General features: G+C 66.0%; 20 protein-coding genes. 12 read left to right on the forward strand and 8 right to left on the reverse strand.

Translation table 11 applies throughout. The features are described 5' to 3' along the window. Positions 1–3 precede the first annotated feature (3 nt). From BRO63_RS25640 to BRO63_RS25655, 4 genes are read right to left on the reverse strand one after another with little or no spacing between them, the layout of a single operon-like run. Positions 4–1,188 carry an acyl-CoA dehydrogenase family protein gene (locus tag BRO63_RS25640; protein ID WP_088142492.1) on the reverse strand — a complete coding sequence of 395 codons (1,185 nt, stop codon included), beginning with the start codon at positions 1,186–1,188 and terminating at the stop codon, positions 4–6. Between the two features lie 26 nt (positions 1,189–1,214). Further along, entirely contained in the window at positions 1,215–2,078 is an 864-nt protein-coding gene (locus BRO63_RS25645) for an IclR family transcriptional regulator (RefSeq protein WP_088142493.1), read from the reverse strand. 17 nt (positions 2,079–2,095) lie between these two features. Then, entirely contained in the window at positions 2,096–3,085 is a 990-nt protein-coding gene (locus BRO63_RS25650) for a Bug family tripartite tricarboxylate transporter substrate binding protein (protein ID WP_088142494.1), read from the reverse strand. A gap of 37 nt (positions 3,086–3,122) precedes the next feature. Further along, positions 3,123–4,652: a class I adenylate-forming enzyme family protein gene (locus tag BRO63_RS25655; RefSeq protein WP_256943407.1), complete on the reverse strand. Its 1,530-nt coding sequence runs from the start codon at positions 4,650–4,652 to the stop codon at positions 3,123–3,125. A gap of 204 nt (positions 4,653–4,856) precedes the next feature. Here BRO63_RS25655 and BRO63_RS25660 point away from each other — a divergent pair, with 204 nt between their 5' ends. Next, positions 4,857–5,618, forward strand: a complete 762-nt coding sequence (locus tag BRO63_RS25660) for a class II aldolase/adducin family protein (protein ID WP_088142496.1) — start codon at positions 4,857–4,859, stop codon at positions 5,616–5,618. A 43-nt stretch (positions 5,619–5,661) separates the two neighbouring features. On the opposite strand, the gene BRO63_RS25665 is transcribed toward BRO63_RS25660, so the two are convergent. Further along, positions 5,662–6,171, reverse strand: coding sequence for a DUF1993 domain-containing protein (locus tag BRO63_RS25665; protein WP_088142497.1), 510 nt, complete (start codon positions 6,169–6,171; stop codon positions 5,662–5,664). A 138-nt stretch (positions 6,172–6,309) separates the two neighbouring features. Between BRO63_RS25665 and BRO63_RS25670 the strand changes: the two genes are divergently transcribed. The 6 genes from BRO63_RS25670 to fhuE all read left to right on the forward strand — a co-directional run bounded on the left by BRO63_RS25670 (position 6,310) and on the right by fhuE (position 12,647). Beyond that, entirely contained in the window at positions 6,310–7,053 is a 744-nt protein-coding gene (locus BRO63_RS25670; RefSeq protein WP_088142498.1) for a GntR family transcriptional regulator, read from the forward strand. Positions 7,054–7,063: 10 nt separating this feature from the next. Next, positions 7,064–7,921, forward strand: a complete 858-nt coding sequence (locus BRO63_RS25675; RefSeq protein ID WP_088142499.1) for a sulfite exporter TauE/SafE family protein — start codon at positions 7,064–7,066, stop codon at positions 7,919–7,921. After that, on the forward strand, positions 7,918–8,226 hold the full coding sequence (locus tag BRO63_RS25680; RefSeq protein ID WP_088142500.1) for a DUF1634 domain-containing protein: 309 nt from the start codon (positions 7,918–7,920) through the stop codon (positions 8,224–8,226). The genes BRO63_RS25675 and BRO63_RS25680 overlap by 4 nt, the downstream gene beginning before the upstream one ends. A gap of 71 nt (positions 8,227–8,297) precedes the next feature. Next, on the forward strand, positions 8,298–9,086 hold the full coding sequence (locus BRO63_RS25685) for an alpha/beta fold hydrolase (protein WP_179215215.1): 789 nt from the start codon (positions 8,298–8,300) through the stop codon (positions 9,084–9,086). A gap of 90 nt (positions 9,087–9,176) precedes the next feature. After that, positions 9,177–10,187, forward strand: a complete 1,011-nt coding sequence (locus tag BRO63_RS25690; RefSeq protein WP_088142502.1) for a Dyp-type peroxidase — start codon at positions 9,177–9,179, stop codon at positions 10,185–10,187. Between the two features lie 264 nt (positions 10,188–10,451). Next, the gene (gene fhuE / locus BRO63_RS25695; RefSeq protein ID WP_088142503.1) at positions 10,452–12,647 is read left to right on the forward strand and encodes a ferric-rhodotorulic acid/ferric-coprogen receptor FhuE; all 2,196 of its coding nucleotides are present in this window, start codon (positions 10,452–10,454) and stop codon (positions 12,645–12,647) included. A 27-nt stretch (positions 12,648–12,674) separates the two neighbouring features. On the opposite strand, the gene BRO63_RS25700 is transcribed toward fhuE, so the two are convergent. After that, on the reverse strand, positions 12,675–13,451 hold the full coding sequence (locus BRO63_RS25700) for a bestrophin-like domain (RefSeq protein ID WP_088142504.1): 777 nt from the start codon (positions 13,449–13,451) through the stop codon (positions 12,675–12,677). 160 nt (positions 13,452–13,611) lie between these two features. Between BRO63_RS25700 and BRO63_RS25705 the strand changes: the two genes are divergently transcribed. After that, positions 13,612–14,661 carry an NADP(H)-dependent aldo-keto reductase gene (locus BRO63_RS25705; protein ID WP_088142505.1) on the forward strand — a complete coding sequence of 350 codons (1,050 nt, stop codon included), beginning with the start codon at positions 13,612–13,614 and terminating at the stop codon, positions 14,659–14,661. Positions 14,662–14,850: 189 nt separating this feature from the next. Beyond that, the gene (locus BRO63_RS25710; protein ID WP_088142506.1) at positions 14,851–15,282 is read left to right on the forward strand and encodes a YciI family protein; all 432 of its coding nucleotides are present in this window, start codon (positions 14,851–14,853) and stop codon (positions 15,280–15,282) included. 29 nt (positions 15,283–15,311) lie between these two features. Here the strand turns inward: BRO63_RS25710 and BRO63_RS25715 are convergent, their stop codons facing one another. Then, complete coding sequence (locus BRO63_RS25715; protein ID WP_088142507.1) at positions 15,312–16,130, reverse strand: metallophosphoesterase; 819 nt, start codon at positions 16,128–16,130, stop codon at positions 15,312–15,314. Between the two features lie 99 nt (positions 16,131–16,229). On the opposite strand from BRO63_RS25715, the gene BRO63_RS25720 reads away from it, so the two are divergent. The 3 genes from BRO63_RS25720 (at position 16,230) to BRO63_RS25730 (ending at position 18,387) form a co-directional block, all read left to right on the forward strand. After that, entirely contained in the window at positions 16,230–16,640 is a 411-nt protein-coding gene (locus BRO63_RS25720; RefSeq protein WP_088142508.1) for a lysozyme inhibitor LprI family protein, read from the forward strand. A gap of 8 nt (positions 16,641–16,648) precedes the next feature. Continuing rightward, on the forward strand, positions 16,649–17,293 hold the full coding sequence (locus tag BRO63_RS25725; protein ID WP_088142509.1) for a DNA-3-methyladenine glycosylase I: 645 nt from the start codon (positions 16,649–16,651) through the stop codon (positions 17,291–17,293). Positions 17,294–17,379: 86 nt separating this feature from the next. Next, positions 17,380–18,387: a bifunctional helix-turn-helix transcriptional regulator/GNAT family N-acetyltransferase gene (locus tag BRO63_RS25730; protein WP_088142510.1), complete on the forward strand. Its 1,008-nt coding sequence runs from the start codon at positions 17,380–17,382 to the stop codon at positions 18,385–18,387. Here the strand turns inward: BRO63_RS25730 and BRO63_RS25735 are convergent. After that, positions 18,355–19,050: a pentapeptide repeat-containing protein gene (locus BRO63_RS25735; RefSeq protein WP_088142511.1), complete on the reverse strand. Its 696-nt coding sequence runs from the start codon at positions 19,048–19,050 to the stop codon at positions 18,355–18,357. The two genes, BRO63_RS25730 and BRO63_RS25735, sit on opposite strands and share 33 nt — an antisense overlap. Between the last annotated feature and the right edge of the window lie 35 nt (positions 19,051–19,085).

Genomic DNA, 19,085 nt, shown 5'->3' on the forward strand with positions numbered 1-19,085 from the left:
TGCTTATTTCTGGAATCGGCTCTTCGCGATCACGGTCTTCTGGATTTCGGAGCTGCCGCCATAGATCGTGGCCACGCGGTTGAACAGGTGGTCGCCCAGCAGTCCGTGCGCCGTGGCGTCGCCGATGGGCGACTGGGTGTAGCGGCCGGTGTAGACCATGCCGTAGCGGCCAGCCAGGTCCAGCAGCAGTTCGGTCAGGGCCTGGCAGATCTCCGAGCCTTCGATCTTCAGCATGGAGGAATCCGCGATCTCGAATCCGGCTCCCGGCCGGTAGGCGGAGAGTGCGCGCAGTTCGGTCAATTCGAGCGCGCGCAGGCGCGCCTCGATATCGCACAGGCGTTGGCGGTGGATCGGGTTGTCGATGGGACGGCTGCCATCCGCGAGCGGATGCGAGGCCAGGCGCTGCGCGCGGGCCAGCTGCATGCGCGAGCGGCCGACGCGGGCGATCATGGCGCGCTCATGGCCGAGCAGGAACTTGGCATAGGTCCAGCCTTCGCCTTCCTTGCCGACCAGGCCCGACTTCGGCACGCGGACGTCATTGAAGAAGACTTCGCAGATGCTGGCGCCTTCGTCTATGGTGCGCACCGGCCGGACCTCGATCCCCGGGGTCTTCATGTCCAGCAGCAGGAAGGAGATGCCTTGCTGCGGCTTGCCCGTGTCGCTGGTGCGGGCCAGGCAGAACATCATGTCGGCATGGCGCCCGTGGGTGGTCCAGGCCTTCTGGCCGTTGAGCAGGTAGTGGTCGCCGCAATCGACTGCGCGCGTGCGCAGCGAGGCCAGGTCGGAGCCGGCGTTGGGTTCGGAGAAGCCTTGACACCACCAGGTTTCCGAGCCGAGGATGGCGGGCAGGTACTGGGTCTTCTGTTCGTCCGAGCCGAAGGTGTAGATCACCGGGCCCACCATGGCGATGCCGAAGGGAATGGTCTCGGGCGCGCATTGCAGGGCCAGCTCATGCAGGAAGATGCGCTGCTTGCCCAGGCTCCAGCCTGTGCCGCCGTATTGCACGGGCCATGCCGGCGCGATCCAGCCCTGGCGGTGCAGGTGGCGCTGCCAATCGACGTATTCCTGTTTCTCAAGTTTTTCGCCGTACAGCACTTTGCGACGGACGCTTTCGGGCAGGTGGGCCTGCGCGAAGCTGCGGACTTCCAGGCGGAATTCCCGCTCTTCGGGCGTGACTTCAATATCCATGTTGATGATCGCTCTATGGGGTGTCTTCAGATCGGCGAAATAGAGGCCGACGCCTTGATGTGGATGGGCACGTCCGGCAGGAATTCGGCCGCCACCTCATTGACGGTGCGGGGGATGTCGTGCAGGCGGGCCGCCACGTCCTGGCGCGTGCCGGCGATGGCCAGGCCCATCAGCCCGGTGTGGTCGCCGGCGCCGGGGTCGCTGACCAGCGCGAAGGAGAAAGAGGCGCGATTGGCGCTTTGCAGCCGGTGCGAGTAGACGAAGCCCGCGTTGCGGGCGCGGTCGACGATGCCGAGGACCTGGCGCAGCGTCGTCACCGGGGATTTGTGCTCGGCGCGCGCCAGGCAGACGCTGGCGATGGCGCAGACTTCGTCGTCGGGCAACTGGGCCAGCAGCGCGTAGCCCAGGCCGGTGTCGATCAGCGGACGCACCACGCCGATGGGGACCTGGGTCTTGCGGTCCTTGGCGCCGTAGAGCACGTGGGCGTACTGGACATAGCGGCCGCTGCGCTGGCCGAGGATGACGCTCAGGCCCAGCCGTTCGCCCAAGGCGCGCATGGCCAGGCGCAGGTTGCTGCGGGGCAGGGCCAGGTCATGCACCCAGCCTCCCAGCATGTTCAGCCGCAGGCTGGGCATGTAGGTGCCGTCGTCCGGGTTGTGGCACAGGTAGCCCATGCGCATCAGCGTCTGCACCAGCATCCAGGTGCTGGATTGCGGATAGCCGCTGGCGCGCACGATCTCCGCCAGCGTGACCGGGCGTCCGAGCTGTTCGAGCAACTCGATCAGTTCAAGCACGCGCTGGGCCGACTTCACCGAGCGCTGGCCCAGGTCGCGCGTGCTGTCCTTGATGGACGCGTCGGGAAGTTCGAGCCGGCGGGAGGATCGGGACATGATTTGCGCCCTCGGGTTCAGTCGGTGCGGATGTCGGCCTTGTCCGCCAGCTCGGCCCAGCGCTTCAAGTCGGTCTGGAAGAACGTGGCGAAGGTCTTGGGATCGCTGCCCACGGGGTCCAGGTTCATGCCGACGAGCTTGGACTGGACCTCGGGAGCCTTGACCGCGTCGGCGATCTGCGCCGACATGGCCTGGACAATGGCGTCCGGCGTGCCCTTGGCCGCGAACAGGCCGAACCAGGCGCCCAGGTTGAAGCCCTGGTAGCCGAGTTCCGTCATGGTGGGCGTCTGCGGCAGGGTGGCCATGCGCTTGTCGCCGGTGACGGCCAGCACGCGGATGCGATCCGAGTTCAGGTGTGGCAGCGCCGAGCCGATGTCGGGAAACGCGAAGGAAACCACGCCGCCCAGCAGGTCGGACATCATGGGGGCGGCGCCCTTGTATGGCACGTGCTGAGCGCTGGTCTTGGTTTCCTGCAGGAACTGCGCACCCAGGAAATGGCCGGTGGAACCATTGCCATAGGACCCGTAGCTGTATTTCTGCGGAGCGGCGCGCAGCGCCTCCACCAAGCCCTTGACCGTATCCACGTCCACGCTGCTGCGGTTGACCACGAGCACATTGGAAGAGCGGGCGACCAGCGAGACCGGGATGAAATCGCGGTCCACTTGATACGGGATCTTCACGGTCGAGGTGGCCGGCAGCTGCGACATGGTGGTGAAGCCCAGCATGAAGGTGTAGCCGTCGGCCGGCGCGCCCAGCACGGCGTTGCCGGCGATGACGCCCGACCCGCCTGCGCGGTTCTCGACCACGACCGGTTGCTTGAGCACGCCGCCGATGTGTTGGGCCAGCAGGCGCGCAACCGTGTCGGCCCCGCCGCCCGCGGCGCTGGGCACGATGAAGCGGATCGGCTTATCGGGCCAGGCGCTTTCCGCCGCCTGCGCCGTCAGGCTGCAGGCGGCGGCCAATGCGGCCGCTGCCGCCAGGAAATGCCTTCGTGCTGCGAATCCCATGCTTGTCTCCTGTGGATGGATATTCTGTTTTGGTGAGTCAGATGCAGTGCGCGCGCGCCATGTCGACGACGGCCTTGCGGAGGATCTTTCCATTATCTGCCGCAGGCAGCCTGGAAAGCAGGATGATTTTCTGCGGACGCTTGTAGGGCGCCAGGCGCTCGCGCGCGAAGGCCTGCAAGGCTTGCGCCTCGATGCTGCGGCCTTCCTCCGCTTCGACGAAGGCGATGATCTGTTCATCGCCATCGTGCGGCACGCCGACCACGCAGGACTGGCGCACGCCCGTGTACGCGTTCAGCGCGGCTTCCACTTCGCTGGGGTAAACGTTGAAGCCCGAGCGGATGATGAGGTCCTTGATGCGGCCCATTACGAAGAGCGCGCCATCGGGCTCCGCGCGCAGCAGGTCTCCGGTGCGCAGCCAGCCATCGGCGTCCAGCGCCTGCGCGGTCTGCTCGGGCGCCTTGTAATAGCCCTTCATGACGTTGGGGCCGCGCACCTGCAGCTCGCCCACGCCGCCGGGAATCACGGCCTGGCCGTCCTCGGCGACGATGCGGGCCTGCATGCCGGGGATCAGGTAGCCCACGCTCAGGTCGGCGCGGCGTTGGCGGTAAGGCACCATGCTGATCGTCGGCGAGGCCTCGGTGAGGCCGTAGCCGTTGTTGATGGGTTCGCCGAAGATCGCTTCGATGCGCGCCTTGAGCGAAGGATCCAGCGGCGCGCCGCCGCAATGCAGCAGGCGCACGCGCGGCGCGGGTATCGGCGTGCCTTGCTCATGCGCCTGCAGCAGGCGCACGTACATCGCGGGCACGCCATGCAGCATGGTGACGCCGCCTGCCAGGGCCGCGATCGCGTGCTCGACGTCGAAGCGGCTGGCCAGCTGCAGCGTTGCGCCGGCGCCGAGCGCGGCCAGGGCCACGGTGCTCAGGCCGTACACATGCGAGATGGGCAGCGCCGAATAGATGCGGTCGTCCGGCGCGGTGGCGCGGGCATGGCGCGCGACGGCCGAAGAATGGCCCAGGTTCGCGTGGGTCAGCATCACGCCCTTGGGCGTGCCGGTGGTGCCGCTGGTATAGATCATCACGGCAACCTGTTCGCGCGCGTCCGCCTGCGCGGGTTCGGCCCGCGCCGCCGTATCGGCATCGGTGCAGGCGAACCGCAGTCCGGCAAGCTCGACCTCGCGCGCGCCATGGCGCAGACCGTGGGCCCGGGCCTGCTCGGACAGGCCGCTGGTCGCCAGCACCATCCTGGGTTCGCAGTGCGTCTTGATGGCGTCGACCTCGACGCCGGTCATGCGGGCGTTGACGACGACCGCCCAGGCGTCCAGGCGGCTGCAGGCCAGCACGGCGGCCAGCTGGGTACCGCCGCTTTCTCCGGCGATCAGCAGGCGGTCGCCCGCGCGCAAGCCCTGGTTCCGCAGATACGCGGTCAAGGCATCGATCACCGAGTCGAGTTCCGCATAAGTCCAGCGTCCTTCGTCGGAAACAAGGGCGGTATGCGCGGCCAGGCGGGGCAGGTGCCGGCCCACCAGCTGGTGGATGCGGAAATCGGTATCGGGAAGATCAACGGACATGGTGTGGCGGGGCATCTGTGCTGGGCTGCTATTGAGCGGAATCATAGGAATGACATCCCGCCATTTCCATCACATATGTGAATTCTTGGGCGGCGCGGTGGCCGCTCCCTGGCCGCGCCGCGTGCCGGCCGCGGGCAAAACGAATAAAGTGCCAGACAGCGCCCGCGCAGATGGCGTGGGCAGTCATCGAAAAATGGAGACGGTATGGATACGGTAGGCAAGGGCGCCAGCGTGCGCGAACAGGTCAGCGCAACGGAGTGGGAGGTCCGCAAGGACCTGGCGGCGCTCTACCGGCTGGTGGCGCTGTTCGGCTGGGATGACCTGATCTTCACCCACATCACGGCCAAGGTGCCGGGGACCGAACATTTCCTGATCAATCCCTACGGCATGATGTTCGACGAGATCACGGCCTCCAGTCTGGTCAAGATCGACCTGGACGGACGCAAGGTCATGGAGTCGGAGTACGACATCAATCCCGCCGGCTTCACCATCCATAGCTGTATCCACGCCGCGCGCAAGGACGCCATGTGCGTGTTGCACACGCATTCCATCAACGGCGTGGCGGTGTCGGCGCAGAAGGCCGGGCTGCTGCCGCTGTCGCAGTTCGCGTTCATCGTCCTGCGTTCGCTCGGCTACCACGACTACGAGGGCCTGGCGCTCAATCCCGAGGAACAGCCGCGCCTGGTGCGCGACTTGGGCAGCAACACTTATCTCATCCTGCGCAACCATGGCCTGTTGACCGTGGGGCTGAGCATGGCCGAAGCCTTCCAGGCCATGCACCGGTTGGAAGCCGCCTGCATGGTGCAGGTGCGGGCCCAGGCCGGCGGCGAGCTGACCTACATTCCGCCCGACATCCTGAAGAACGCCACGGTGGAATCGCAGGCCGACCGCGCGCACAAGGCCATGCTGGCCTGGCCGGGCCTGCTGCGCCGGCTGGACCGCCGCAACCCGGGCTACGCGGAGTAGCGGCCGGGCGCGGGCCCCATGGCATGGGGCCCGCCGGACCGGATCAGTACTTGCCCATGTAATCGCGCTTGCCGATTTCCACGCCGTTGTGGCGCAGGATGTCGTAGGCCGTGGTGACGTGGAAGAAGAACTGCGGCAGGCCGTAGTGCAGCAGGTAGGCGCTGCCGCTCAGTTTCTTTTCCTTGGGCGTGCCCGGGCGCAGCACGATTTCGAGGGCGTCGCTCTGCGCGAATTGTTCCGGGCCGAACGAACCCAGGTGCTCCAGCGTCTTGGCGATCAAGGCCTGCAGGCCCGCGAAGGTGGCTTCGCTGTCCGGCCACGACGGCACTTCCGCACCGGCCAGGCGCGAGGCGATACCCTTCGCAAAATCGGACGCGATCTGCACCTGGCGCGCCAGCGGGAACATGTCGGGGAACAGGCGGGCGCCCAGATAGGCGTCCGGATCGATGTTCTTTTCCGTGGCGTGGGCTTCCGCCTTTTTCAGCACGTCGGACAGGGCCGACAGCATTTGCGTCAGGACGGGAACGGAGGCGCTGTGCATGAAATTGCTCATATCGTGTCTCGCTTGAGAGTGGGCGCCGGCGCGGGAGGCGCCGGGCAGGCTTGCGAAGACTACCAGTTGCTGGCGCTCGCATTCGTAACCTGTGTCAGGGCTTGAGTCATCATGACATCATGATGTTATGATCTCTTCATGCAAAACGACTCCGAATATGCCCCCCTCTACGCCCGGGTGGAAACGGCCTTGGCCGCGGAAATCTCGGCCGGCAGCCTGTCGCCCGGCGATCGCCTGCCGACCGAAGACCAGTTGATCGAGCGCTTCGCCGTCAGCCGCACCACGGTGCGCAAGGCGGTGGAAAACCTGGTGGCCCGCGGCTTGGTGCAAATCCGGCGCGGCAAGGGGACGTACGTCACGGAACCCAAGCTGACCCAGGCGCTGACGGCGCTGAGCGGGTTCGTCGAGGACATGGCCGCGCTTGGCCGCCAGGCCACGGCGCGCTTGCTGGACAAACGGCCGGTGCCGGCGACCGAAGAAGTCGCGCGCCAGCTGGGCGTGGCGCGCGGCGCGCTGGTCTATCGCATCGAGCGCGTGCGGCTGGCGGACGGCGTGGCCATGTCGTTCGATGAAACCTATCTGCCGCTGGACGTGGGCGAAAAAGTCGCCAGCAACGACCTGGAGGCCGAACCCATCTTCGACCTGCTCGAGCTGCGCTACGACCTGCCGCTGATCGAGGCCGAGTACCAACTTGAAGCGGTGACGGCGGACGAACGCGTCGCACGGGCGCTGGGTGTCGCGCCGGGCAGCCCGATCTTCCTTATCGAGCGCACTTCCTACACCGAGGGGCAGCGGCCCGTCGACTACGAAAAGCTGTATTACCGCGGCGACCTGATCCGGTTCAGCACCCGTTTGTCGCGCCAGCCGCGCAGGCCGACCTGAGCCGCCGGCCATGCAGAGCTCGACGATCTTCTGGCTGTTCGCGGCCGCCTTCGGCGCCAGTGCACTGGGCGGGGTGCTGGGCATGGCCAGCGGCATCTTCATCGTGCCCATCCTGACGCTGCTGTTCGGCGTGGACATCCATGTGGCCATAGGGGCCAGCATCATCTCGGTCATCGCCTGTTCCTGCGGCAGCGCCGCGCCGTTCCTGAAAGGGCGGCTGACCAATGTCAGGCTTGCCATCGTCCTGGAAACGGCCACCACGCTGGGCGCGCTGACCGGCGTGTTCCTCATCGGCAACGTCTCGACCGGATTTCTCTACGGCCTGTTCGCGGTCATCCTGGCGCTGTCCGCGCAGCAGATGCTGGCGCGCCGCCGCGAGGCCGCCGCCATCGCGCCTGGCGCCGCAAGCTGGGCCACGGCGCTGCGCCTGCACTCCAGCTTCCCCGACCGCGCGCTGGGTCGCGAGGTGCACTATCAGGTGGACCGCGTGCCGCTGGGCCTGTCGCTGATGTACGGCGCCGGCCTGATATCCGCGTTGCTCGGCATAGGCTCGGGCGTGCTCAAGATTCCGGCCATGGATGCGGCCTTGAAGCTGCCCATCAAGGTTTCATCCGCGACGTCCAATTTCATGATCGGCGTGACTGCCGCAGCCAGCGCGGGCGCTTACTTCGTGCGCGGCGACATCGACATCGGCATCGCCGGTCCTGTTGCGTTGGGTTCGGTCGCGGGCGCCTTGCTCGGCGCCCGCCTGCTGATGGGCCTGCCGGCGGACAAGCTGCGTCTCTTCTTTGTGATCGTGCTGTCCTTGCTGGCGGTGCAGATGCTGCTGAGCGCGCTGGGCGTGCACCTGCCGGGAGGTCCGGCATGACGCAGGCAGCGGACAAACAGGCGTGGCGCGACCGCGTCATCGCCGGCTTGCTGTGGTACGGAACATGGCTCGCCTCGGCCCTCATCGCCGCAGGCATGGCCTTCGATTTCCTGCCGCAAGCGCTTGCCGGCCTGCGCGGACTGGAACTCGTCAAGGCCGGGGTGGCCCTGTTCATCCTGCTGCCGGTGGCGCGGGTGGCGCTGATGCTGGCCATCTTCCTGCGCGAACGCGATTACGCCTACACGGCGATCTCCGCACTGGTGCTGCTCATCATCGCCGCGGGCGTGGTGTCCGGACTGCGGTGAGGCTGCCGGCTTTCCTATAATCGGAGCGCGGTGCGATGGCGCATCGCTGGATACCTTCCCCAGGATTTTTCATGCTTGCCATTACCAGCCAGGATGTCTACGTAAATACCAGCGAGGGCCGTCTTTACGCGCGGCGCTGGGATCCCGCCGGGCAGGAAGCGGCCGTGGCGTCCATCGTGATGTTCCACGATTCGCTGGGCTGCGTGGAGCTGTGGCGGGATTTCCCCGAACAGCTGGCGCAGGCCACCGGGCGCAGCGTCATTGCCTATGACCGCTTGGGCTTTGGCCGCTCCGATCCCAATACCGCCGTGTTCGAGCCCGGCTTTGTGGCAGATGAGGCGCAGGGGGGATTCCGCCGTCTGCGTGAAGAACTGGGCATCGGGCCCTACGTCGGGTTTGGCCACAGCGTGGGCGGCGGCATGGCTGTCTGCAGCGCCGGCGTGTACGCCGACGATTGCCGGGCGCTGATCACCGAGTCCGCGCAAATGTTTGCCGAAGACCGCACGCTGGAGGGCATACGGGCCGCCAAGCAGAACTTCGCGGAACCCGGCCAGCTGGACCGCCTGAAGAAGTATCACGGGGAAAAAGCCGCATGGGTGCTGGGCGCCTGGATCGACACCTGGCTGTCGCCCGAATTCGCAGCCTGGAACCTGGACGAGCAGTTGCGCCAAGTGCGTTGCCCCGTGCTGGCGCTGCACGGCGAAGTCGACGAGTACGGTTCGCCCAGGCACCAGGACAAGCTCGTGGCGCTGGCGGGCGCACGCCCTTTGCTGCTGGAAAACTGCGGCCATGTCCCGCACCGCGAACAAAGCCGCATCGTGCTGGATGTGGTGAGCGAGTGGTTGCGGGCGGTCCCTTGACCAACCCGGTTCCCGCGTTCACAGTCCGCGCTTAGAATCGGACTAGCCCTTCCGCGCCGCCGCGCTCGTTTTTTTGAGGTCCCCGATCCGATGTCAGACCGTCAACCCGCCCCCCAAGCTGTACACAACACCACCACCCGCTACGCGATATTCATCGTTGCCACGCTCAACGGGGGCGCCGCCGCCGCCGAAACCGTGCGCGGCTGGTGCGCCGACGTCGCCGCCGTCGTCCGCACGGTGGGCACGCGCGCGCCCGAGCAGAATCTTTCCTGTGTCACCGCCTTCGGCTCCACGGCCTGGGACACGCTTTTCGGCGCGCCGCGTCCCGCCGCGCTGCACCCTTTCCGCGAGTTCGGTTCCGGCGAGCGCCTGGCGATGGCGACGCCAGGCGACCTGCTGCTGCACATCCGCGCGGACTCGATGGATTTCTGTTTCGAACTGGCGACCTTGCTGCTGGGCGGCCTGGGCGATGCAGTGACGGTCGTGGATGAAGTCCAGGGCTTTCGCTACTTCGACCGGCGCGCCATCATCGGCTTCGTGGACGGAACCGAGAATCCGGAAGGGCAGGAGGCGGTTGATTTCACCGTCATCGGCGACGAGGATGTGGAATTCGCCGGCGGCAGCTACGTGCTGGTGCAGAAGTACCTGCACGACATGGCGGCCTGGAACGCGCTGACGGTCGAGGGCCAGGAAGGCGTCATCGGGCGCCACAAGTGGTCCAACGTGGAACTCGACGACGACATCAAGCCTATCTCCTCGCACAGCGCCCTGACGACCATCGAGGAAAACGGCGAGGAACTGAAGATCCTGCGCGACAACATGCCGTTCGGCCGGCCGGGGGCAGGGGAGTTCGGCACCTACTTCATCGGTTACGCGCGTTCGCCGCGGCCCATCGAACTGATGCTAGAGAACATGTTCGTCGGACGCCCGCCTGGCAATTACGACCGCCTGCTCGACTTCAGCCATGCGGTCACGGGCGGCCTGTTCTTCGTGCCCTCGTCCGAGTTGCTGGAAGCGCTTGCCGAGCGTAGTCCCGCCGCCTGTGCGGACGCGGGCGAGCCGGCGGCGCAGGCGTTGGCGCCGGCGGACAAGGTCGGCTGAAGCACAGCCACGAGCGGCCTTGGCCCACCGGGTAGCCGGAATTGCTGGCGCGGCCGCGAGGGTGGCCGCGCCAGTTTTCATTCTGGTCGCGCCATTCGACAAGGCAGCTGGCGGGGGCGGGCAGCCTGCCTGCAACCGGGCTGCGTCCCCAAAACGATACGGACGTCCAGCAGGTGATGCTTGACTATTCAATAACGCGCCTGAGAATTGTTTGCATTACACTTTCTTCCCATTCGAAGTTTCAACATGGGAAAGGAAGCCAATATGCAACACCCCGGGCCCGCCGGCCGCACTCGTTCCGTTCGTCCACGCCTCGTCCTGCGGCGCACGCCGTGCCTGGTGCTGATGGCACTGGCCTGCGGCACGGCCGCCGCTCAAGACGAGGGCGTGGCCACTTTGCAGTCCGTACAGGTGATCGGCAACGCCGACAGCACCACCACGGAGGGCACCGGTTCGTATACGCCGCGCGCCACCGCCGCCAGTACTGGGCTGCCGCTGACATTGCGTGAAACGCCGCAGTCAGTCACGGTGGTCACGCGGCAACGCATGGACGACGAGAACATGCTGTCGCTGGTCGACGTGATGGCGAGCACGCCGGGTATTTCGGTGCAGAACTATGACAGCGAGCGGTACTCGTTCAATTCCCGCGGGTTCAGCGTCAGCAACTACATGTATGACGGAATCCCAACGAGCTTCGACACGGGCTACGCCGCGGGCGAGTCATCGCTCGATCCCATCATCTATGACCGCGTCGAGGTGGTGCGCGGCGCCACCGGTCTGCTGACCGGCGCGGGCAACCCGTCTGCGTCGATCAATCTGGTACGCAAGCACGCCACCAGCCGCGAATTCAAGGCGGATATGAGCGTCAGCGCTGGCAACTGGGACACCTATCGTGGCACGGTGGATCTGTCCACGCCGCTCAACTCTGCCGGCAGCGTGCGCGGACGCATCGTCTCGGCCTATCAGGACAATCACTCCTATTTGGATGGTTACCAGAATCGCAAGAAGGTGTTCTATGGCGTGGTGGACGCGGACATCACCTCCCGCACGACGCTGAGCGTGGGTTTCAATTACCAGGACAACGACCCGAAGCGCAGCAGCTGGGGCGGCTTCCCGCTCTGGTACGCCGACGGCGGCCGAACGGACTGGAGCCGCTCGCTGAATACCGGCGCGGATTGGAGTTCGTGGGGTAGCACGACCCAGGGCGCCTTCGCCAGTCTGGAGCACCGGTTCGACAACGGCTGGACCGTCAACGCGGTGGGATCGCACTCCAAAAACGAGATGGACGCCAAGCTGCTCTATCTCTACGGCTGGCCCGATCGCGACACCGGCCTGGGCGTGAACGCATCGCCGGCGTGGTATCTGGGAGACCGCAAGCAGAACAGTCTCGACGTCAAGGCTTCCGGTCCGTTCACGCTGTTCGGCCGCCGTCACGAGGCTGTCGTGGGTGCCAGCTTCAACCGCCAGCACGGCGACTTCGACTACCGCTCGGCCCTGTCGAGCGCGGCCGTGGGCAATTTCCTCGACTGGGACGGCTCGTATCCGGAGCCGGAATGGAGCAGCGATTCGGTCACCGCCAACCGGTACACCACTAAGCAAACGGGCTGGTACGGCGCCTTGCGGTTCAACCTTGCCGACCCGCTCAAGCTCATCGTGGGCGGCCGCTACAGCACGTGGGAGACGGACTCCGTCGGCTTCGGCGGCGGTAGCCGCCAGTCTTTCAAGAAAAACGAATTCACGCCTTATGCAGGCCTGCTTTACGACATCAACGAGACCTACACGGCCTATGTCAGCTATACGGGCATCTTCAATCCGCAGAGCTACCAGGACCGCGGCGGCAACTGGCTCGATCCGCTGGAGGGCAAGGCCTACGAGGCCGGTATCAAAGGCGAATTCCTGGAGGGCAAGCTGAACGCCAGCGCTGCGGTGTTCCAGATCGAGCAGGACAATGTGGCCCAGGTCGATCCGGGCTACATGGTGCCGGGTACCATCAACCAGGCGTACACCGCTGCGCAGGGCACACGCAGCCGCGGTTTCGACCTGGAGGTCTCGGGCGAAGTCATGCCAGGCTGGAATCTGGCGGCCGGCTGGTCGCACTGGACCGCGCGCGACGGCGATGGCAACGCCATACAGACCGACCAGCCGCGCAGCCTGGTGCGCGTGTTTACGACTTACACGCTGCCTGGTGACTGGAACCGGCTGACGGTGGGCGGCGGCGTCAACTGGCAAAGCCATGTGTACACCATGGCCAGCGGCCCCAATGGCGAAGAGCGTGTGGGCCAGGGCAGCTACGCGATCACCAACCTGATGGCCCGCTACCGCTTCAATCGCAACCTGAGCGCCCAGCTCAATGTGAACAATCTGTTCGACCGGAAGTACTACAGCCAGATCGGGTTTTACAGCCAAGGCGCGTGGGGGGCGGGCCGCAGCGCCATGCTGACGATGCGTTACCAGTACTGATGCGCCGGGAGCGGGGGCGCGCCGCGCCTAGCGCTCCTGCTCCAGCGTCGCCTTCATCCGCACCATGCTTTCCTGGCTGACCATGATGACGCCGCTGGCGGGCTGGTCGATATCCAGGATGAAGGTCAGCACCAGGGAAATAAGCGTGGCGAACAGGCCGGTCGAGATCAGCCGCCTGCGCTTGTGCAGCCCGGTGCCGTAGGCGATGAAACCCATGGCGCCGCCGGTGACGATGAAGAGCAGGTAGAAGACCGGCTCGGGCACGTGGTTTTCCAGCGCGACGCGGCGCTTCTCGTTGACCTGGGCCATTTCGTTGATGGCCTGGATGAACATGACGGTGGAGATCGAGGGCGGGTTCTCCAGGACGCTTGCGGCGGTGCTGCGGATCTGGCGCTCGATGCGCCGCGAGGCCGCGCCGGCTGCCGCCAGGCGCTCCTTGTCGTTGTCGGCGTCGCTGAACTCCAGCGCCGTCGTCGTGTATTCCAGCAAGAGCTTGGCGATCGGTTCGCGCGCGGCCGCAGGCAGCAGCTGCGAGCGCCAGTAGGCGTTGCCGATGGCGTTGGCCTCTTCCAGCACCAGGTTCTTGCGCGTCTCGAAACGCGTCACCGACATGGCGAAGGTAAAGCCCAGCAGCAGCGCCAGCAGGCCCAGCAAGGCGGTCTGGAGCGCGCCGATATGGGTCTTGGCGGCGTCGTCGGAAGCGCGGCGGTGCCTGCGTCCCAAGCGGAATCCCAGCTCGATGATGGCCAGGCAAACGATGACGCAGATGAAAAACACATAGGTTTCATCAATTTCGCGCAGCACGTTGATTTCCGGTGGTTATTTGGGGATAGAGCGTATGCCGAGTGCGGCGCGGCGGGCAAGGGGCGAATAACCCGCAGCCGGGCATCGTTGCCAGGTATTTGAAAAGCTTCTTGGAGTAAGGTGTCGCTTCCCTTGTAAGCGACACCGCACGGAGCAGAAATTGAAATACCGCAAACTCGGCCGTACCGACCTGGATGTCAGCCTGATCGGACTGGGCACCATGACCTGGGGCGAGCAGAACACCGAAGCCGAGGCGCACCAGCAGCTGGACTACGCCCTGGAGCGTGGCATCAATCTGGTCGACGTCGCCGAGATGTATCCGGTGCCGCCCAAGCCCGAAACGCAGGGCCTGACCGAGACCTATATCGGCACCTGGCTCGCCCGCACGAAGCGCCGCCAGGACATCGTGCTGGCCAGCAAGGCGGCGGGCCCCGTGCGTGATGCCAAGCGCCCCGGCCACATCCGCGACGGCAAGACCCACCTGGACCGCAAGAACCTGACCGAGGCCCTGGACGCCAGCCTGAAGCGCCTGCAGACGGACTACCTGGACTTGTATCAGCTGCACTGGCCCGACCGCACAACGGCCACCTTCGGCAAGCTGTCCTATCCCTGGGTCCAGGACGAGTACACCGTGCCGATCGAGGAAACCCTGGAGGTGTTGCAGGACTTCGTGCGCGCCGGCAAGGTGCGCCACATTGGCGTGTCCAATGAAACGCCCTGGGGTGTCGGCCAGTTCCTGCGCCATGCCGAGAACAAGGGTTTGCCGCGCATCGCGACCATCCAGAACGCGTACAGCCTGCTGAACCGCGTCTACGAGATCGGCTTGTCGGAGTACTCGCACCACGAGGGCGTGGGCCTGCTGGCCTATTCGCCGCTGGCGATGGGCGTGCTTTGCGGCAAGTATCTGGATGGCGCGCGCCCAGAGGGTGCCCGCTTGACGCTATACACGCGCTTCACCCGTTACAGCAACGAGCAGGCCGAGGCCGCTGCCCGCGCCTACGTCGAACTGGCGCGTGCGCACGGCATTTCGCCCACGCACCTGGCCCTGGCCTGGGTGAACCAGCGCCCCTTCGTCACCAGCAACCTGATCGGCGCCACCACGCTCGAGCAACTGAAGGAAAACATCGACAGCGTGGATGTGACCCTGTCGGCCGAGGTGCTGGAGGCAATCGACAAGATCCACGCCCGCCAGCCGAATCCCGCGCCGTAATGCGCTGATCGTTCCGCGCGCCTAACGGCCAGAACCCATGGCGCCTTCTGGGCGTCATGGGTTTTTTCTTGGGGGATGCCGATCCGGCCACGGATACATTTTTTTTCCTGAAGGCTGTCGATTTCGCCTGGCGCGGTTCGTCGTGTCGATGGAGCATGCAAGTTCCACCATCCACACTAGGAGACCGAGATGCGATTCATGGTTCAAGTCAGGGCCACCGCCGACAGCGAAGCAGGGGTGATGCCCACCGAGCAGTTGCTGGCCGACATGGGACGGTTCAACGAGGAGCTGGTGAAAGCGGGGGTGATGCTGGCCGGCGACGGTCTGAAGCCGAGCTCCCAGGGGGCGCGGGTGCACTTTTCGGGCAGCAGCCGGCAGGTGATCGACGGCCCCTTCGCGGAAACCAAGGAGCTGATCGCGGGCTACTGGCTCTGGGAGTGCGCCTCGCTGCAGGAGGCGATTGAATGGGTCAAGCGCTGCCCCAATCCGATGCCGGGGCCGTCCGACATCGAAATCCGCCCGTTATACGAGATGGCGGACTTCGGCGAGGAATTCACGCCGGAGCTGCGCGCCCAGGAGGCACGGCTGCGTGATCAGCTGGAGAAAGCGCCCAAGCAGTGATTTGGCGGTGGGCGCGGGCGACATGGCGATCAAGCCTCTGCCGCCGTCACTTCCCACAAACGATCTGGCGCAAAATCCTGCTGTTCGCCCTTCTTGGCGTAGCCCAGCGGATTGGCCACGATGCGGCAGCCATTCTTCACATAGTCCTGAGGGCAGTGGAGATGGCCGTGCATCCAGACGTCGGCCAGGGGCAGCAGGGCGTCCAGCGCATTGCAGAAGCCCGCAGTGCCGGGGGTGACGCCGTAACGCGGATCCGCGCTCGCCAAGGTGGGCGCGAAGTGGGTGATGGCCACGGTCGGCCCGTCGTGGGGCACGCGCAGGGCGTCTTGCAGCCATTGCTGGCAGATCAGCCCTTGTTCGCGCATCTGTTCCGCCATGAAGGGCGCGCCGTTGCGGCGCATCTCCGCCTTTTCCAGGTAGAAGTCCGCCGCGCGGAAAGCCTTCTCGCGCTTTTTCAGGGCCGCGCCCACGGTATCGCCGGGGGCGGCCAGCGCGTCGAAATCCGTCCATAGCGTGGTGCCGACCAAGCGCACGCCGTCGATGACCAGCGTCTCGCGTTCCAGCCAATGGATGCCGAGCTCACCGCAAAGCTCGCGCAGCCTGGCGTGGGTTTCGTCGAAATCGACGTTGTCGTATTCATGGTTGCCGGGCACGTACACCACGGGCGTGGGCCAGCCGTTGTTCGGCGCATAGCTGCCCAGGCCGAAGTCGGCGCCGGCCATGAGCGAGCCGCGGCGGTACGAGCCTATGTCTCCGGCCAGCACCAGCAGATCGGCGCCGGGCGCGGGGCGGGCCAGGAAATCCGGGTCGGTTTCAAGGTGCAGGTCTGAGAGCAATTGGATCTTCATAGCCGCCATCTTAGGCCACCGGCGGCGGGGCCGCCGCTGCGAGGGGCCATTGTTCCATGCGACACTTTCTCCGTTCACCAGCCACACAGGAGGAATTCCATGCGTATCGCCATCATGACCGCCGCCGCCGCGCTTGCGCTGGCCGCAAGCGCGCAGGCGCAGCCGCTGGATTGCGGCAACGCGGCCACGCAGACGGACATGAGCCTGTGCGCCGACCAGGCCTACCGCAAGTCCGACGCCGACTTGAACGCGGCCTACAAGGAAGTGACCGCGCGCCTGAAAAACGACCGGGACGCGACGACCCAGCTGCATGCCGCCCAGAAAGCCTGGCTGTTCTTTCGCGACGCGGAATGCGCCTTTGCGTCCAGCGGCACGTCCGGCGGCAGCGCCTATCCCATGACGCTGAGCCTGTGCCTGGACAAGCTGACGCAGGCGCGCACCAAGGAATTGCGGGCCTACCTGAAATGCGAGGAAGGCGACCTGAGCTGCCCGGTGCCGGGCAAGCAGTAAGCCGCCGCATGAAGACGAATGACATGAGTGAGAGCAATCCGAGCCTGATCACGGACGAGCAGGGCGTGGCGCGCTGTTTCTGGCAGCCGTCCATGCCGGACTATCACGACCACGAATGGGGCAGGCCGGTGGCGGACGACCGCCGCCTGTACGAGAAGATCTGCCTGGAGGGCTTTCAGGCCGGCATGGCCTGGATCACGATCCTGCGCAAGCGCGAGGCGTTCCGCGAGGCTTTCGACGACTTCGACTTCGAGCGGGTGGCGCGCTATACGGAGCGCGATGTCGAACGCCTGATGGGCAACGCCGGCATCGTGCGCAACCGCAGCAAGATCCTGTCCGCCATCAACAACGCCAGGCGCGCACAGGTCCTGGCCCATGAGTCGGGTTCGCTGTCGGCCTGGCTCTGGCGCCATGAGCCGCCGGCGCAGGACCGTCCCGCGACCGTGGACCTGGACTACTGGAACGGCAATCCGACCTCGCCGGCGTCGGCGGCCCTGTCGCGCGAGCTGAAGAAGCGCGGCTGGACCTTCGTGGGACCCACGACCATGTACGCTTTCATGCAGGCCGTGGGCATGGTCAATGACCACATGAGCGGCTGCGTCTGCCGTCCGGCGGTCGAGGCGGCGCGCGCGGGCTTCAAGCGGCCGAAGTAGGTCGGGCCGCGGCAGGCGATAAATAGCTTGAGTTGGTTGCGCTTCGCAAGTATATTGGTTGCGAATCGCAACCTTATAGGCGCGCCATGGACCTGATCGACATCCCCACCCAATCCCGCGACCAGACCATCCGCGACTTGCGGGAGTTTTCCCGGAAATTGGTGCGCGAGCTGGGCTTCATGCGCAGTTCGCTGGCGGGCAGCGAACTGGCGCCATCCGCCGTCCACGCGATCATCGAGATCGGCCTGCAGCCGGGCATCCAGGCGCGCGACCTGGCGGCCATCCTCAGGCTGGACAAGTCCAACACCAGCCGGCAGGTCGCCAAGCTGGAATCCGCCGGGCTGCTGACGCGCGAGGCCGACAGCGAAGACGCGCGCTCGTCGCGGTTGTACTTGAGCGAGGCCGGGACCCGGTTGCGCTCGCAGATCGACCAGTTCGCCACGGATCAGGTTTCGCGCGCCTTGCGCCAGCTGGCGCCCGAGGACCAGCAGTCGCTGATCCGCTTTCTTTCCCTTTACGCCGACGCGCTGTCGCACGAGAACCCCAACACCGCGCCGGCCGCCGCTGGCGGCATGGCAGAGCAGATCCACGCGGGTTACCTGCCCGGCTGCATCGGCGACGTGGCCAGCCTGCATGCGCGCTACTACGCGCAGGCCTCGGGATTCGGCGTCTACTTTGAACGCAAGGTGGCGACCGAGCTAGCCGAATTCGCCGAAGGCCTGCCTGCCGCCGGCAAGAACATGTGGCTGTACGCGGACAACGGCAGGACGCTGGCCTCCATCGTCATTGATGGCGATCTCGCCACCGGGGAGGCGCACCTGCGCTGGTTCATCGTCGACGAGTCGCTGCGCGGCATGGGCGTGGGCCGCGCTTTGCTGGATCGCGCCATGGCCTTTGCCGACGCGCATTTCGACCAGACCTATCTGTGGACCTTCAAGGGCCTGGATGCCGCCCGGCATCTTTACGAGGCGGCGGGCTTCACGCTGGCCGAGGAGTCCGAAGGCAGGCAGTGGGGCAGCGTGGTGGTCGAGCAGCGCTTCGTGCGCCGCGGCCCCGGCGCCTCAGATCACGCTGATCCGCAGTTCGGCCAATAGGGCCGCAGCCTGGGTCTTGGAAATGGTGGCGCCGGCCAGGCGCGCGGCCGAGTTCAGGTCCAGTCCGCCCAGGTCGGCTTCGCGCAGGTCGGCGCCCTCGAAGCGGACGTTCTTGAGGATGGCATTGCGCAGGCTGCCGCCATGGAACACGGTGTCGCGGAAATCGCTGCCGCTCAGGTCGGCATCGGAGAAGTCCAGCTGCCGCACGTCGGTCTTGCGAAACGACACGCCGCGCAGCAAGGCGCCGACCAGCAGGCATTCCTGCAGCGACCAGCCCAGGCAGGCGATGCCGTCGAAGTCGCTGCCGGTGAGCTTGCAACCCTGGAAACGGGCCGAAGCCAGCCGGGCGCGGCGCCAGCTGGCATTGTTGAGATCGCAGTTTTCGAAGACGGCATCGCTGGCATCGCACGAGGCGAAATCGACCTGGCCGCCGCGGCAGCGCAGCCAGGCGGTGTCCGCCAGCGTGGCGCCCTGAAAGGAGGCGCCAGCGATGGCGCAGGCCGTCAGTTGCGCGCCGCGCAAATCCAGGCGCGAAAAGTCCGCATCCTGGAAGTCGCAGTCGTGGAACGCCAGCGGCCGGCCGGCGGCCCGTTCGATCAAGGCCTGCATCATCTTGCGGTCCACTTCCTGGCCCGCCACTGTCTCGATTGCTGCTTGCGTCATGCCGCGAATTCCTGCCTGAATTTCTGGAAAACGGA

The sequence above is a fragment of the Achromobacter xylosoxidans genome (genome assembly GCF_002192695.1).
Lineage (GTDB): Bacteria > Pseudomonadota > Gammaproteobacteria > Burkholderiales > Burkholderiaceae_B > Achromobacter > Achromobacter xylosoxidans_C.

Coding starts and splice junctions, on each gene's coding strand:
- BRO63_RS25680 (WP_088142500.1), top strand. CDS start 7,918: ATGACGCAGGCAGCGGACAAACAGGCGTGGCGCGACCGCGTCATCGCC.
- BRO63_RS25675 (WP_088142499.1), top strand. CDS start 7,064: ATGCAGAGCTCGACGATCTTCTGGCTGTTCGCGGCCGCCTTCGGCGCC.
- BRO63_RS25725 (WP_088142509.1), top strand. CDS start 16,649: ATGAAGACGAATGACATGAGTGAGAGCAATCCGAGCCTGATCACGGAC.
- BRO63_RS25645 (WP_088142493.1), bottom strand. CDS start 2,078: ATGTCCCGATCCTCCCGCCGGCTCGAACTTCCCGACGCGTCCATCAAG.
- BRO63_RS25660 (WP_088142496.1), top strand. CDS start 4,857: ATGGATACGGTAGGCAAGGGCGCCAGCGTGCGCGAACAGGTCAGCGCA.
- BRO63_RS25670 (WP_088142498.1), top strand. CDS start 6,310: ATGCAAAACGACTCCGAATATGCCCCCCTCTACGCCCGGGTGGAAACG.
- BRO63_RS25715 (WP_088142507.1), bottom strand. CDS start 16,130: ATGAAGATCCAATTGCTCTCAGACCTGCACCTTGAAACCGACCCGGAT.
- BRO63_RS25720 (WP_088142508.1), top strand. CDS start 16,230: ATGCGTATCGCCATCATGACCGCCGCCGCCGCGCTTGCGCTGGCCGCA.
- BRO63_RS25665 (WP_088142497.1), bottom strand. CDS start 6,171: ATGAGCAATTTCATGCACAGCGCCTCCGTTCCCGTCCTGACGCAAATG.
- fhuE (WP_088142503.1), top strand. CDS start 10,452: ATGCAACACCCCGGGCCCGCCGGCCGCACTCGTTCCGTTCGTCCACGC.
- BRO63_RS25690 (WP_088142502.1), top strand. CDS start 9,177: ATGTCAGACCGTCAACCCGCCCCCCAAGCTGTACACAACACCACCACC.
- BRO63_RS25710 (WP_088142506.1), top strand. CDS start 14,851: ATGCGATTCATGGTTCAAGTCAGGGCCACCGCCGACAGCGAAGCAGGG.
- BRO63_RS25685 (WP_179215215.1), top strand. CDS start 8,298: ATGCTTGCCATTACCAGCCAGGATGTCTACGTAAATACCAGCGAGGGC.
- BRO63_RS25730 (WP_088142510.1), top strand. CDS start 17,380: ATGGACCTGATCGACATCCCCACCCAATCCCGCGACCAGACCATCCGC.
- BRO63_RS25735 (WP_088142511.1), bottom strand. CDS start 19,050: ATGACGCAAGCAGCAATCGAGACAGTGGCGGGCCAGGAAGTGGACCGC.
- BRO63_RS25650 (WP_088142494.1), bottom strand. CDS start 3,085: ATGGGATTCGCAGCACGAAGGCATTTCCTGGCGGCAGCGGCCGCATTG.
- BRO63_RS25655 (WP_256943407.1), bottom strand. CDS start 4,652: ATGTCCGTTGATCTTCCCGATACCGATTTCCGCATCCACCAGCTGGTG.
- BRO63_RS25640 (WP_088142492.1), bottom strand. CDS start 1,188: ATGGATATTGAAGTCACGCCCGAAGAGCGGGAATTCCGCCTGGAAGTC.